Below are 13,677 nucleotides of genomic sequence, written 5' to 3'. Positions count from 1 at the left end.
GTCGGTCTGCTCCGTTATGCTGGTCCATAGTTGCCGCGACCGCCTCCATTCGGGCCCGTCTCCGGGGCGGGAAGTTTTACGCGAATCGTCGTGCCGACGCCGACTTCGCTGGCGATCTCGAGCTTCCCGGCATGCTCCTGCACGATCCGCCGACAGATGGCGAGCCCGAGGCCGGTGCCCTTCCCTTCGGGCTTGGTCGTGAAGAACGGCTCCGTCACCCGTGCCAGATCGGCCGGCGAGATCCCAGACCCTGTGTCCGCGATCTCGATGACGACGGTCGGACGGCCTTCCTGACCGCCGTTGTCGGTGCGGCGGTCAGGAGCGAGCTGGACGGCGGCTGAATCTTCGCGATAGACGCGAATGGTCAGCGTTCCTCCGGACTCCATCGCATCGCACGCATTCGTGATGAGGTTCAAGAGCACCTGACGGAGCTGTTGACGATCGGCGAGGATCGTGAGGGGGCCCGACGCATACTCCGTAACCGGCGTTACGCGGCGGTTACGGACGTACCCTTGGACCAGCTCGAGGGAGTTCGCGATCTCCGATGGGAGATCGATGGTGCTGATCTGCCGCTCGGTATGCCGGCTGAATTCCAGGAGCCGCGCGACGAGCCGAGCCATGCGTTCGACTTCGGCGTCGACGATCTCGAGGGAGCGCCGCCGCTGGTCATCCTCGGCGGTCGAAGCCAGCATGGATTCGATGCGCAGGCTCACGGTCGCGAGCGGGTTGTTCAGCTCGTGGGCCACGCTCGCCGCGAGCTCTCCCATCGTCGCCAATTTGGCCGTTTGCCAGAGCTGCTGCGAGGTCGCTTTCAGCTCCTCCGTCTTGGACTCGAGCTCGGCGGTCCGAGCCGCCACGCGATCTTCCAGCTCGACGGTGAGCTGGACCAGCTCGGCGTTCGTCTTGGCCAGCTCCTCGGCCTGGCGCGCGATCTCGTCGCCGCGCTGGGTGAGCTGGTCGTGCAACGCCTTCAGACGGAGGAGCGATCGGGCGCGGGCCAGCAGCTCCGCACGATCGATCGGCTTGGTGAGGAAATCGTCGGCGCCGGCCTCGAGGGCCAAGATGCGATCTCCCCGCTCCTGGAGGGAGGTCAGCATGATCACGGGGATGCGCCGCGTCGCATCGGCAGCCTTCAGCGCCCGGCAGAAGGCGACGCCATCCATCTCGGGCATGATCACGTCGGTGAGGACGAGGTCCGGCGGGGCGGCGCGGGCGCGGGCGAGGGCGCTGCGGCCATCGGTGACCAGCTCGATCTCGTACCCAGCCTCTTCGAGGAGTGCGCGAAGGTTCTCCGCTTCGGTGCGGCTGTCCTCCGCTACGAGCACACGCTGGGTCTCGCGCTGGTCATGTTGGAGGAGCTTGTCGTACACGGCTTTGAGGCGAAGGAGCGACCGAACGCGCGCCACCAGCTCGTCGGGGTCCACCGGCTTGCTCAGAAAATCGTCGGCGCCGTTCTCGAGGGCTCGAATCCGATCGTGCTGGGCCTGAAGCGAGGTCAGCATCACGACCGGGATGACCCGCGTGCCCTCGTCGGCCTTCATCGCCTGGCACAGCTCGTGGCCATCCATCTCAGGCATCATGATGTCGGAGAGCACCAAATCTGGCGGCGATTCTTTGATTCGCTCCAACGCCACCCGGCCATTTTCGGCGACGACAACCTGGTAGCCCTCGTCCTCGAGGACGAGGCGAACCAGCTCCGCCTGGGTCTGGCTGTCTTCGACGACGAGGATGCGCTCGGTCATGGGCGGCTGCCCGGACGCTCGAGGGCGTCGGACGGTGGGACGGGCGCGTCGTAGCCGGGCCTCTGTCTGGCGACACGTCCCAGGAGGACGCTGATGTCCTCGGGCGACAGCACGTATTGGGCAGCGCCGAGCCGAACGGCCTCCGCGGGCATTCCGTAGACGACGCAGCTCTCTCGGTCCTGGGTAATCGTCAGTGCGCCGACTCGACGCATGGCCAGGAGGCCAGCCGCGCCGTCGCGGCCCATGCCGGTGAGGAGCACGCCGACGGCCGAAGGTCCGTACGCCAGGGCGGCGGAACGAAACAGCTCAGTCGCCGATGGATAGAACCCGTCGTCCGACGGCCCATTGCTCAGTCGAATGCGGCCCGGGCCGGCGCCCACGTGGCAATCGGCCGGCGCGAGGTACACGGTGCCGCCTCGGAGCGGCTCTCCCGACTCCGCGATCTTCACCCTCATCGGCGTGCATTGGCCCAGCCAGTCGGCCAGCCCATCGACAAAGCCCGGCGTAATGTGCTGCGCGACGATGATCGGGATGTCAAAGGCCGATGGGAGTGCGCCCAGGATGCGCGACAGGGCATTGGGGCCGCCCGTCGATGCGCCGATCGCGATGAGGCGGGTGCGCCGGCTCGGGAGCAGGATCGCGTGCGCCTGTTCCGACCGACCATCGACGGCTGTTGGGTCGTTGCCGCTCGTCAGAGCGGGGCCGGTTGCGCCGCCGGTTGAGCCGTTTCGCCGCGGCCAGCGATGGACGACGCGCACCTCGGCCATGAGTCGGAGAGTCTGGAGCAGCTTCTGCGCCGACTCGTCCGCCAACGGGTCCCCTGGGCCGGCCGGTTTCTCGACGACGGTGAGGGCGCCGGCTTCCAACGCCTGGAAGGTCATCGCCACCTCGGCCGCGTTGAAGCTCGCACTGATGAGCACGATGGGCGTTGCCGCGCGCTCCATGATCTGGCGCGTGGCCTCGTAGCCGCCCATGCGCGGCATGTGGACGTCCATGAGCACGACGTCTGGCCTCAGGCTGAGGACCTGCTGGACTCCCTCAGAGCCATCGCGCGCCGTGCCGACCAGGCGAAGCTCGGGATCGCCATCCAGGATCGATGTCAGATACTCTCTGGTCGTCGGCGAGTCTTCCACGAGGACGACGCGGATCATCGGCGAGCCACCCCCCCGGACCCGCCGACGCTCGGGGAATCAACGAGCCGACGGATGATCTCCAAAAGGTTCGACTGCTCCATGTCTGATTTCACGACGTAGGCGTTGGCGCCGGCTTCGATTCCTCGCTCCTTGTCCTCGCGCGAATCGAGGGCCGTGACGAGAACGACCGGGAGCGACTCGAGGGCGGGATCGCGCCGCACCCGGGCCGTCAGCTCGAAGCCGTTCATGCGCGGCATGTCCACGTCGGAGACGAGGAGATCGCATCGTTCGCTCTTCAGCGTCGTCCACGCATCCATGCCGTCCACCGCGACCCGCACCCGGTAGCCGGCGGCTTCGAGAATGTTCCGCATCAAGGACCGCGTCGTGATGGAGTCGTCCGCGGCCAGGATCAACGGCGGCGGCGATTCGTCTTCCGATGCTCGCCGAGGTTCCATCGACGGCTTCGAGCGAACGGACCGAATCAGATCGCCTGGTCGGAGGTTCAAGACCAGCTCGCCACTTCCAAGCAGCCCCGCGCTTTGGACGTGTCGCACCCGCGCCATCGGCGGCCGCATCTCCTTGACGAGAACGTCTCGGTCGCCCTCGATCGCATCGACGAGCACGACGGCCGATTGATCGGCGACCTTCAAGAGAACGGCGAGCTGGGCCGTCGTCTCAAACTCGTCGCGAAACGAAGGGGTGGCTTGGCCGTTGGCGCGCCCCGAGCGGCCGTTCGCCGTGCCGCCCGGCAGGCTCAGGAGCTGCGCGAGCGCGGCCACAGGAACGACGTCCCGATTGCTCAAGACCATCACGTCGCGGCCCTCGGCGCGCTGGATGGTCTGCTCATCGGCACGGATTATCCGCTGCACGGCGTCCAGGGGGATGAGGAACGAGGACCCGCCGGCCCGAACGAGGAGTCCGCGTAAGGTCGCCACGTTCGCCGGCAGCGCCAGCCGAATGCTGGTCCCCACGCCGACCTGGCTCTCGACGCGGACGGAGCCGCCCAGGGCTTCGACGCGCTCGCGGACGATGGCCAGTCCGAGCCCATGGCCGGAGATCTGGGTGATGACGCTGCTCGTGCTGAGGCCCGACAGGAACAGGAGGTCGACCGCAGCGTCGTCGGCGAGCGCCTCCGCGGACTCCGCCTTCAGGAAGCCTCCGCGAACCGCCGCGGCGCGGACTTTGGCCGGATCGATCCCCGCCCCATCGTCGCGGACAGAGAACTCGACGCGACCATCGGATCCGATGCCCACGCTCAAGTCGATACGGCCCCGATCGCTCTTCCCCGCGCGCTGACGCGCCGGTGGCGCTTCGATGCCGTGGTCGACGGCATTTCGGACGAGGTGGATGAGGGGGTCCTTCACCGCCTCGAGGATCTGCAGGTCAACTTCGATCTCGGATCCCTGGATCGCAAGATCCACGACCTTGCCCTGCTCCGCGCAGAGGTCGACCACCATCCCGGGAAAGACGTTCAGAATCACCGATGCCGGCGCTAGACGGAGCTGGCGCGTTTCACGATGCAGCGCATCGACGGCGTGCACCACGTCCCGTTCGTCGGCGCGCAAGTCGCTCACGAGCTGCTGCACGAGGGAGACGGCCGCCGCGATATCCGCCGCGTTGCCATCGCGCTGGCATTGGGTGAGCACCTCGGCCAACACCTCCGCGCTCCTCCGGCGCTCCGCGGCCCGCAGCTTGTGGAGGAGAAATTCCTCGCTCTGGAAAAAGAGGGCGTCGAGCTTGGACCGGGCGACGCGCAGCGTGTCCGGAGTGATGGCCGGGCGCGCGGCCGATGCCTCAGCCTGCGCCTCCGGCATCGGTGGGACGGCCGACGAGGCGTCGGCGCCATCGGGGCCGGGCTGACCTCCGCGCGGGACAGCGTCGAGTCTGGCCACGAGGGGTTCCAGGAAGGCGGCGTCGTCTCCGGCGAGGAGGTGGCTGACGCCGCGCACGCCTTCGGTGAGAAGCGAGATAAGGCTGGGTGAAAGCTGCACCTCGTCGCGGGTGAGGCCCCGAAGGATCGTCTCTATCGACTGGCAGAGCGACTCGATCTGGCGCATACCCACCGAGCGGGCCGCGCCCTTGAGGGTGTGCGCCGACCGAAAAGTCGACTCGACGAGCTGGCGCCCCGCCTCGCCCGACGCTCCTTGCGCCATCGAATTGAGGTTCGCCATCAGAACGTGGCTCAGTTCCTCTGCTTCGGCCTTGAACGTGGCCATCAGGCGCTCTCGGAGCTGCGCATCTCTCCCCGTCATGGTTCTAGCCTCGTGCTCCCCCTCGTTTCCCGATCAACCGGAGCGTCCCGCCGCGACCGTCCCGTCGCCGCCCGCGTCGGCGGCATCGGTGCGGGCCGCGACCCTGGATCGGGCGCCACCGATGCCACGGGCCGCCGCGTACGCGCGGCCGTTGGTGGACGGCTCCCGCGCGACGAGATCGCGGAGCCCGCGGGCAAGCTCATTTAGGTCGGCCGCGGCCCGCTCCACCTGTCGCGTCGAGGCCATGTTCTGGGAGGACGCCTGCTGGATGTTCTGCATGGCAAGGGACACCTGGTCGATGCCGACGACGCCCTGCTGGACCGACGCGACAATTTGCTGGGCGGCCTGGGCAGACTCGTTCAGGCCGTCGGCGAGCACGCGAATGGCATCGCCGGCGCGGTTGGCCACGGCCTCGGCGTCCTCGGAGGCCTTCACGCCCTGTTCCGCGGCCAGGACGGCCGCCTGGGTGGCCCGCTGAATCTCATTCAAGATCCCGCGGACCTGGGCGGCGGCTTGCTTCGATTGCTCGGCAAGCGCTTTTACTTCGGAGGCGACGACGCCAAAGCCCGCCCCGGCCTCGCCGGCCTTGGCGGCTTCGATGGCCGCGTTGACCGCGAGCAGGTTCGATTGCTCGGCCAGGTCGTTCACCGTGGCCATGATCTCGCCGATTGCCTGGCTCTGGTCGCTCACGGCCAGGATCCGCTGCGCGAGGCCCTCCATTCGGCCCTTCAGCTCCTGCATGCCCTGGCTGGTCTCGCTGACCGCGCGCTGGCCCTCCTGCGAAATATGGACCGTCTTCTGCGCGGTCTCCGCAACGGCCTGAGCCTTCTGCAGCGAGACCTGCGACGTCTGCTTCACTTCCTCCACCGTCGTGGTCGTCTCCTGAACCGCCGCCCCTTCCTCTGCCGCGCCGCTCGCCTGTTGGGTCGTCGCGGCGAGGATCTCCGTGGAGGCGGATGCGAGGGTGTTCACTGTCGCCCGCAGCGGCGCGGTGATGGACCGCGTTAGGGCCCACGCGATGGCCAACCCGGCGACGAAGGCGACGATGCCGACGAACAGCATGAGCCAGAATGCGCGAGATGCGTTGTCCGTGGCGGCATTGCTGGACTCGGTGAGGCGCGCCAGGGCGCCGCTGTTGAGGCGATCGACCTGCTGGCTGAGCTGGGCGCGGACCGGAATTACATCGGTCGTCGCGATGCGAACCGCAGTCGCGTCGTCGCCGGCCGCCTTCGCGTCCACGGCTCGCTGCATGGACTTCTGCCACTCGTCCGTCGTGGTCAATACGTCGTTCCAGGAAGACTTCAGCTCAGGCGAGGGGCTCTGGTCGCGGAGCTCAACTGTCGTCTTTCTCGTGCTGTCCATGGCAGTGCGCCACGCGGCCAGCGAATCGCTGCTCGGGGCGATCAGGTATTCGAGGAAGTCGGCGAGCGCGGAGTTGAGGCTCTCCCGCCGCGTCAAGGTTCCGCTCAGCTCCTGGCCCTGCTCGTGCAATGCCGCGCTCAGCGCGTCCGTCGTGCGCGGCAGCGAGAAGATTCCCACGCCCGCCACGATGGCCAGAAGTAGCAGAATGACCGCGTAGCCGGCGGTTATGCGCTGACCGACAGTCCAGTTCACGGCGTCCTCCCTCTCATAGTGATTCGTCCACGACCACTCGCGGATCGCGCGCAATGGCGTCGGGGTCCAGCATGACCACCACCTCGTCGCCGACCCGCGTCACGGCGGACGGTCGCTGCGCATCGTCGCTGGAGGCCGGGGCCTCGACGATCCCGTGCGGGACGACGCCGACGACCTCGTCCGCAAGGAGGCCATAGGGGCCGTCGCTCGCGCGGACGACGACGCCGAACCCGTGGTCGCCGCTCCGAATCTCTCCGAAGAACGAGCGAACGTCCACGATCGGGATCACGTTGCCGCGGTGAAGCGCAATACCGACAATCGCGTCGGGCGCGCCCGGGACCTGCGTGATCGATGGGATGCGAATGACGGCCTCGACCGCGCCAACGTCCACCGCGAATCGTTGGGCGCCGAGGGTGAAGAGGAGAACCCGGCCGCGCTCAAGTCGGACCGGACCGGTCTCGATGGGCCGGGCCAGGGCGCGCGCGCGCTCCAGCAGCACCTCGGCGACCGACGCGCCGGCCGGCAGGGCGCCGCCCACTTCCGCTCGGCCCATCGCACGAGCCAGGGGCTCGGTCGGGTCTGGCATCCCAGAGGCGTCAATCATGCATCCAGCACCCTTCCCCGCGGCTGCGCAGGATCGGTCGCCGATCCTGCGTCGAGAAGCTCGTGGGCGATCTCGACGATTCGGCCTGCCGTAAGGCCTTCGCTGCCCTCCACCGGAGCATCCGGGTGCTGCGCTTCGAGGATGCCGATCGCCGCGCGCAACGAACGCCGTCCCTCGGCGTGGAGCCCGTGTCGAATCAGGAGCGTGCCCAGGGCGAAGTGGGCGGCGGCGGCCCGCGGAGCGAGAAAGATCGCCCGCTGCAATGCTTCGCGGGCCGCGCCGATGTCTCCTGTCTCGCGCGCGATATCTGCCATGAGCAGGTGCGCCGCGAGGAACAGCGGGTCCGCTGCCAGCGCCGCCGCGCACGCGACGCGCGCGGCGGCCAGGTCCCCCCCGTCGGCCGCTGCCCGCGCGCGCTCCATCAACCGAACGACGGCGTTGTCCGGACCATCGTCGGTCCGGGGCTCCGCCGTCGTGTCGGTCGCCGGGTCGACGTGATCGGGAAGGGCTGCGTCCGCCGACTCCGAAGCGGGGGCGGCGAGGGCTGCGTCCGCCGACTCCGAAGCGGGGGCGGCGAGGGCCACATCGGCTGCGACCGGCGGATGATCGTCACGGAGCTCGAAGGGTCCGGGCGTCGGCGCAGGGTACCAGATCGGTGGCGGATCGAGGGTCGATGAGGCGGCCGGTCCGCCGATCAGCTGCTGTGGCGCGGCGGATTGCTCCCCGGACGAGGCCCAGGTCTCGGAGGACTTGCGGTAGAAGACGGCGCCGGGAAATGATGCGCTCACGAGCGGATGGAACAGCTCGATTGACGTCTCGGCAGGACTAACCGCCAGAAAGCCGTTCGGAGCCAGGGCACGGCCCAGTCGGCGCGCCGCCGCCTCGCGCGCATCGCGGGTGAAGTACATCAGGACGTTCTTGCAGAAGATCAAGTCGAGGCCGGTGGCGTCCGGGTTGTCGCTGGGATAGCGGTCGGCGGCAAGGTTGAGCCGGGTGAAGGTCACCATCTCGCGAATGCGCGGGTCCACCTCGAACAACTGGTCCCCCCGCTCGCGGAAGTACGTCCATATGATGGCGTCTGGCGTGTCGCGGAGGGACCAGGAGCGATACAGCCCTTCGCGCGCGGTCTCGAGGGCGCGCGGATTGATGTCCGAAGCCAGGATTGAAATGGACCAGCGATCTCGATCCGGCAGCAGGCGGTCGAGAACGATCGCCAACGAATATGGCTCCTCACCGCTGGCGCAGCCGGCGCTCCAAACGCGGATGAATTGGGCCCCAGCGCCGCGGCGCTCTGCGATCAAGGCGGGCAGGATGCTGCGCTCCAGCGCGTCGAAACAGGCGCGGTCGCGAAAGAAATAGGTCTCGCCGATGGTCAGCCACGGCATCAGCTCGCCGAACACCGGGCTGTCGTCCGGCAGTCCTGCGAGCTGGAGCACGCCGAGGTCCGGCGATCCGGCGTGGAGCACCTTCTGGAGTCCGCGGCGTAGGTCCTCCATTCGGCTGTCCGGAACATCGAGGCCGAAGCGTGCGGCAATGATCTGCCGGGCCCGCTCCAGCGCTTCAGGCGTGACCCGCATCGCCCATCCCTTCAATGGCGGCCTGGATCTCTCGTTCTTCGGACTTCGAGAGGAATCGTTCGACGTCGTGGATGAAGAGGAGCTCGTCACCGATGGGGAGAATCCCTTCGACGTGCTCGATGCCCGGCACGATGTCTCGCGTTGGGGTGACCTGAAGCTGCGCCGCGCTTTCGACGCGCGTCACCGCGTCGACGGGAATCGCCACGGTGCGCGCCGACGTTCTGGCGATGAGAAGCTGTGCGTCGACCCCGTACGCGCGCGGAGCGAGCCCGAGCCGGCGGCGGAGGTCGAGAACCGGTACGATCTGTCCGTGCACGTTGACGACGCCGAGGCACACGTGCGGCGCGCGCGGCAACGGGGAGACGGCGACCATGCGCTCCACCCGAATGACAGAGTCGAGGGACACCGCATACGACTGGGTGTCGAGCCTGAATACGACGACGCGAATGGCGCTCGCCGCTGCGCCTGCCATGGCCACCATCACGCGCCTCGGGCCTATCATGCTACGGCCAATTCTATTAGATATCTAGAACTGTTTCGATTGTGTGCTCTTGTTCACACCAGTGCCGAGTCTGGCGGAATTCCAGCCGGCCGCGATCGGGGAGGGCGCCGTGCTTTCGCGTGAGGAAAACGAACGGCTAACGCGCGTTTCCGCGGGGACCCCAATGGGGGAGCTGTTCCGGCGGTTCTGGTTGCCGGTCCTCCTCTCCTCGGAGCTTCCGGAGCCCGACTGCACGCCCGTGCGGGTCACGCTGCTGGGTGAGCCCCTCGTTGCCTTTCGCGACACGCGGGGTTTCGTCGGCCTGCTCGGTGTCCACTGTCCGCACCGTGGTGCGAGCCTCTTCTTCGGGCGCAACGAGGAGGGAGGCCTGCGCTGTGTGTATCACGGCTGGAAATTTAACACCGAGGGCCGTTGCGTCGACATGCCAAACGAGCCGCCCGCAAGCAGCTTCAAGGATCGAGTCCGACACCTGGCCTATCCGTGCGTCGAGCGCGGGGGGATCCTCTGGACCTACATGGGCCCCGCAGACCGCGTCCCGCACCTGCCGGAGCTGGAGTGGACGCTCGTTCCGGAAAGCCACCGATACGTGCACAAGCGGTTCCAGGCGTCGAGCTATCTGCAAAACGTGGAAGGCGAGGTTGATTCGAGCCACGTGTCTTTCCTCCACCGTTCGCTTCGGCCTGACTACGACGGGGCGACGGTGTCGGGCCAGCGGCTTCTGAGCCGAGCGCGCCACTTTGCGCCGACGTTCGACGTCCGGGAAACGGACTACGGACTGGTGATCGGCGCCCGGCGAAACTGGGACGATGGGCAGTACTACTGGCGCGTCACGCAGTTCCTCATGCCTTCCTACACGATGATCCCCAGCGAGCCTGGATCCCCGATCAGCTTCACCGCGGCGATCCCCATCGATGACACACACATGTGGGGCTACACGGTGACGTGGCGACCGGACCGCCCGCTCACGTCCGAAGACGTCGCGCGAATCGAATCCTGGACGGGGATCTACGCCGAAGTGGACCCTCGTACGTTCTTCCCGGTCGCCAACATGGCGAACGACTACCTGATCGATCGCGAGAAGCAGCGGCACGATTCCTTCACCGGCATCCGGGGAATTCGGGAGCAGGACTTGGCCGTCCAGGAAGACCAGCACGGACCGATCGCAGACCGCACGATGGAGCACCTCGGCTCGAGCGACACGGCGATCATCTCGATGCGGAGGCTCCTCCTCCGGTCGATCGCCGACCTCGAGCGCGGCGTCGAGCCCATCGCCGCCGCGAGGGGTGGGGCCTACCGCGTGCGCTCGGCCGCGTTCCTGGCATCGCGAGACGCGGCGTTCGACGAGCTGCCGCTGACGCTCTGATACAATCGCCCCATTCGTCGGGAGGAGGAGTCGATGAGTGCGGGCACACCGGATCAGGGCGCCGATCTGGCCGCCTTTGCGCGGGCCCGTGAGGGGCTCGAGCAGGCGTATCAGCAGGTCCCTGACGAGGCGCTGACGTACGTGCCGGAGGGGGAGGACTACACGCTCGGCGGGCTGGCGGTCCACGTCACCGACGTGCTGCTCCACTACGTTCACGTGCTCGATCTCATGAAAGGCGCGAACTATGGCGAGGTGCGGGCGCTCGACGCTGCGGACGACGCCAAGCGGCAACGAGATGCGATGGTGCGCGACGGCTTCGGGAGCGCCGAGCGCCCGGGCGTCTTTCGGGATATGCGCGCCGCGCACGATGCCCTCGCGGCGCGCGTGCGCGCCATGGGGTCGGAGGAATACGTCCGCCCATCGAACGTGCTATACGGAGCGGACGCCACGGAGCCGTATGCCACGCGCGCGGCGGACGTGCTGGGCTGGGTGACGGACCACTACAACGAGCACATCGACCAGGTGGGTCAGCTCGTCGAGCGGTGGAAGCAGTCGCGGACGTGATCGGGCCGACAGACAGGGGTAAGATACCCACGTGAGCGCCGGCCGCGTGGCCGGCCCTCGAGACGAACCAGCGACACCCGAGTGAGGAGGTCTCCGGTGAAGATCATCGACGGCGATGGCCACGTATTCGAGGACTCTGACGGGCTCCGGAAGTATCTGCCGTCCCCCTTCAAGGACGGCCGATCGCTCGAGCGCTGGTTCCCCCCGCTCGATCACTTCCACGCCTTCATTGGCGAGACGCCGCCCGGTTCGTTCCGACGGGAAACTGGACCGAAGGAATGGATCGAATTCATGGAGGATGTGGGCATCGACACGGCCGTGCTCTACACGACGAGCGGACTCGCGGTCGGGAAGGTCTTTCATCTGGATTGGGCCATCGCCCTCTGTCGCGCCTACAACGACTGGCTCCACGAGGAGTACCTGCAGCGAAGCCCGCGATTCCGCGGCATGGCGCTCATACCCATGCAGGACCCGGACGCAGCGGCGGAGGAGCTGCGCCGCGCGGTGACGCAGCTCGGATTCTGCGGGGCAATGCTTCCGTCGACCGGGCTGGCCAGCCACCTGGGTGCCAAGCAGTATTGGCCCGTTTACCAGGAGGCGGACCGGCTCGGGTGCGCCCTCGGGGTGCACGGCGGCGCCCACAGCGGCCTCGGCTTCGATCAGATGAACGTTTACACGCCAGTGGGCGGCATGGGTCACCCCTTGGCGCTCCTCATCAACTTCTCTGGCATCCTCTTCAACGGATTGCTGGACCGCTACCCGAACGTCAAGTGGGGATTCCTCGAAGGCGGCGTCGCCTGGCTCGAGGTGGCCATCGAGCGATTCGATCGAGCCCACGAGACCCACATCCAGTGGAACCCGCGGGGCGAGCTGGCGCCGGCGCCGGATGAAGTCGTGAGCGAATACATCCGCAAGCACGTACAGGCGGGACGGCTCTTCATCGGGTGCGAGGGCGACGAGCCCACGCTGGCCCACGCGTCGGCCCAGGTGGGGAGCGAGGCGTTCGTCTATTCGTCCGACTTTCCCCACGAAGTCAACAACGCCATCTGCAAGGAAGAGATCCAGGAGATGCTGGAGTGCGAGGAGCTGACGGCGCAGGACAAGGAGAACATCCTGCACGCCAACGCCGAGCGCTTCTACGGGCTGGGCGCCGGGTCGGCCAAGGCAGCGGCCGCCGCGGCCGCTGCTGGGGGCTGAACCAGCCCGAGCAGGATCGCGAATGTCGCTCCGTCCGCTCGAAGAAGGAGGAGTGGCGGCTCAGCGCGAACCGCCAGCCTGCCCACCGGGCATCCGGCGGAGGGCGTGCGCCCACAGCACGGTTGATTCCTACAGGTGGAGCAGGGCGCGCGAGTTGCGCTCCATCGCGCGGGTGATCTGTGACGGGTCGGGTTGCTCGTTGATGACCGGGAGCGCCTTGGCGAGGGGTCCGAGACCGCCGCAGTAGTCGGACCCGAATACGACTCGGTCTGCGCCCAGCGTGTCGAGGAGAAACCGCAGCGTGCGCGGCTGCGCGCTGGCGCAGTCGACGGAGAAGTGCCGCAGGAGCACATCGGCGTAGCGCTCCTCGCCGCCTGGTCCCTTGTGCTTCCACCACAGCTTGCTGAGGAGCAGCGGGATGCCCCCGCCGGAGCTTCTGATCACGACCTGGAGGTGCGGGTAGCGGTCGAACAGGCCGGCCGCGATCATGCGGACCACGCAGTCCGAGACCGCGGCGTCGGCCGACGCGCTGACGACGACGCCCTGCCCGGCGTCTTCCAGGCGCTCCAACGTCGGGTCCTTGGCGGCGGCTGCGGCACCGCCGTGGAGGAAGACCGGCAAGCCGACCTCGCTGATGGCGCGGAAGACGGGCTCGACGGCTGGGTCGCCCATGACGTCGCCTCGGCCGTACATCATGACGGCGCGGAATCCGGCCGCTGCCATACGGCGAATTTCGGCTGCCGACTCGATTGGATTGACCCACGTGAACGCAATGCTTCCAGCCAGGCGGTCGCGGTGCGAGGACGTGCGCTCGGCGATGAGGTCGTTGGACTGCCGGACGATGGCGATCGCGTCGGCCGGCGGCAGTCGGTCCGCATTGACGCCGGCGCCCTGAGACACGATCTGAAAGTCGATCCCGACGGCGTCCATCTCCGCCACGCGGCGGGAGAAATCCGGCGAGTCAAACGGGTCGGGGCGCGGTGGCCGCGCCCCGCGGCGCTCGAAGGCTGAGCCCAGCTCCGGGGGCGTGTGATGCGCGTGCCAGTCGATCAGCATCGGGTTGCGCCTCCCGCGTGCCCAGGATCCTCGGCCGATTGGCGCTGATCGCCGTCCGAGAGCCTCAGTCTAG

The 13,677-nt window shown here is 67.8% G+C and carries 11 protein-coding genes; 3 read left to right on the top strand and 8 right to left on the bottom strand.

From position 1 onward, the window contains the following. Positions 1-14: 14 nt before the first annotated feature. From VFC51_18795 to VFC51_18765, 7 genes are read right to left on the bottom strand one after another with little or no spacing between them, the layout of a single operon-like run. Positions 15-1,742: a response regulator gene (locus VFC51_18795; GenBank protein HZT09075.1), complete on the bottom strand. Its 1,728-nt coding sequence runs from the start codon at positions 1,740-1,742 to the stop codon at positions 15-17. After that, positions 1,739-2,893 carry a chemotaxis-specific protein-glutamate methyltransferase CheB gene (gene cheB, locus VFC51_18790; protein ID HZT09074.1) on the bottom strand — a complete coding sequence of 385 codons (1,155 nt, stop codon included), beginning with the start codon at positions 2,891-2,893 and terminating at the stop codon, positions 1,739-1,741. Before cheB ends, VFC51_18795 begins: the two co-directional genes overlap by 4 nt. Then, the gene (locus VFC51_18785; GenBank protein ID HZT09073.1) at positions 2,890-5,127 is read right to left on the bottom strand and encodes a response regulator; all 2,238 of its coding nucleotides are present in this window, start codon (positions 5,125-5,127) and stop codon (positions 2,890-2,892) included. The genes cheB and VFC51_18785 overlap by 4 nt, the downstream gene beginning before the upstream one ends. Positions 5,128-5,160: 33 nt before the next feature. Beyond that, positions 5,161-6,741, bottom strand: a complete 1,581-nt coding sequence (locus tag VFC51_18780; GenBank protein ID HZT09072.1) for a methyl-accepting chemotaxis protein — start codon at positions 6,739-6,741, stop codon at positions 5,161-5,163. A 13-nt stretch (positions 6,742-6,754) separates the two neighbouring features. Beyond that, positions 6,755-7,345, bottom strand: a complete 591-nt coding sequence (locus tag VFC51_18775; GenBank protein ID HZT09071.1) for a chemotaxis protein CheW — start codon at positions 7,343-7,345, stop codon at positions 6,755-6,757. Continuing rightward, on the bottom strand, positions 7,342-8,922 hold the full coding sequence (locus tag VFC51_18770; GenBank protein HZT09070.1) for a protein-glutamate O-methyltransferase CheR: 1,581 nt from the start codon (positions 8,920-8,922) through the stop codon (positions 7,342-7,344). The genes VFC51_18775 and VFC51_18770 overlap by 4 nt, the downstream gene beginning before the upstream one ends. Then, positions 8,906-9,403 carry a chemotaxis protein CheW gene (locus VFC51_18765; GenBank protein HZT09069.1) on the bottom strand — a complete coding sequence of 166 codons (498 nt, stop codon included), beginning with the start codon at positions 9,401-9,403 and terminating at the stop codon, positions 8,906-8,908. The genes VFC51_18770 and VFC51_18765 overlap by 17 nt, the downstream gene beginning before the upstream one ends. A gap of 130 nt (positions 9,404-9,533) precedes the next feature. Between VFC51_18765 and VFC51_18760 the strand changes: the two genes are divergently transcribed. The 3 genes from VFC51_18760 to VFC51_18750 all read left to right on the top strand — a co-directional run bounded on the left by VFC51_18760 (position 9,534) and on the right by VFC51_18750 (position 12,548). After that, positions 9,534-10,787 (top strand): Rieske 2Fe-2S domain-containing protein, encoded by a 1,254-nt coding sequence (locus VFC51_18760; GenBank protein ID HZT09068.1) that lies wholly within the window; start codon positions 9,534-9,536, stop codon positions 10,785-10,787. 33 nt (positions 10,788-10,820) lie between these two features. Beyond that, positions 10,821-11,351 (top strand): DinB family protein, encoded by a 531-nt coding sequence (locus VFC51_18755; GenBank protein ID HZT09067.1) that lies wholly within the window; start codon positions 10,821-10,823, stop codon positions 11,349-11,351. Positions 11,352-11,447: 96 nt separating this feature from the next. Beyond that, positions 11,448-12,548 carry an amidohydrolase family protein gene (locus VFC51_18750; GenBank protein ID HZT09066.1) on the top strand — a complete coding sequence of 367 codons (1,101 nt, stop codon included), beginning with the start codon at positions 11,448-11,450 and terminating at the stop codon, positions 12,546-12,548. 129 nt (positions 12,549-12,677) lie between these two features. On the opposite strand, the gene VFC51_18745 is transcribed toward VFC51_18750, so the two are convergent. Continuing rightward, complete coding sequence (locus VFC51_18745) at positions 12,678-13,604, bottom strand: amidohydrolase family protein (GenBank protein ID HZT09065.1); 927 nt, start codon at positions 13,602-13,604, stop codon at positions 12,678-12,680. Positions 13,605-13,677: the final 73 nt, after the last annotated feature.

It is taken from the genome of Chloroflexota bacterium (assembly GCA_035652535.1).
Classification (GTDB): domain Bacteria; phylum Chloroflexota; class UBA6077; order UBA6077; family SHYK01; genus DASRDP01.
This window is presented reverse-complemented; position numbering and strand designations above follow the sequence as displayed.

Coding starts and splice junctions, on each gene's coding strand:
- VFC51_18795 (HZT09075.1), bottom strand. CDS start 1,742: ATGACCGAGCGCATCCTCGTCGTCGAAGACAGCCAGACCCAGGCGGAG.
- cheB (HZT09074.1), bottom strand. CDS start 2,893: ATGATCCGCGTCGTCCTCGTGGAAGACTCGCCGACGACCAGAGAGTAT.
- VFC51_18785 (HZT09073.1), bottom strand. CDS start 5,127: ATGACGGGGAGAGATGCGCAGCTCCGAGAGCGCCTGATGGCCACGTTC.
- VFC51_18775 (HZT09071.1), bottom strand. CDS start 7,345: ATGATTGACGCCTCTGGGATGCCAGACCCGACCGAGCCCCTGGCTCGT.
- VFC51_18770 (HZT09070.1), bottom strand. CDS start 8,922: ATGCGGGTCACGCCTGAAGCGCTGGAGCGGGCCCGGCAGATCATTGCC.
- VFC51_18765 (HZT09069.1), bottom strand. CDS start 9,403: ATGGTGGCCATGGCAGGCGCAGCGGCGAGCGCCATTCGCGTCGTCGTA.
- VFC51_18755 (HZT09067.1), top strand. CDS start 10,821: ATGAGTGCGGGCACACCGGATCAGGGCGCCGATCTGGCCGCCTTTGCG.
- VFC51_18745 (HZT09065.1), bottom strand. CDS start 13,604: ATGCTGATCGACTGGCACGCGCATCACACGCCCCCGGAGCTGGGCTCA.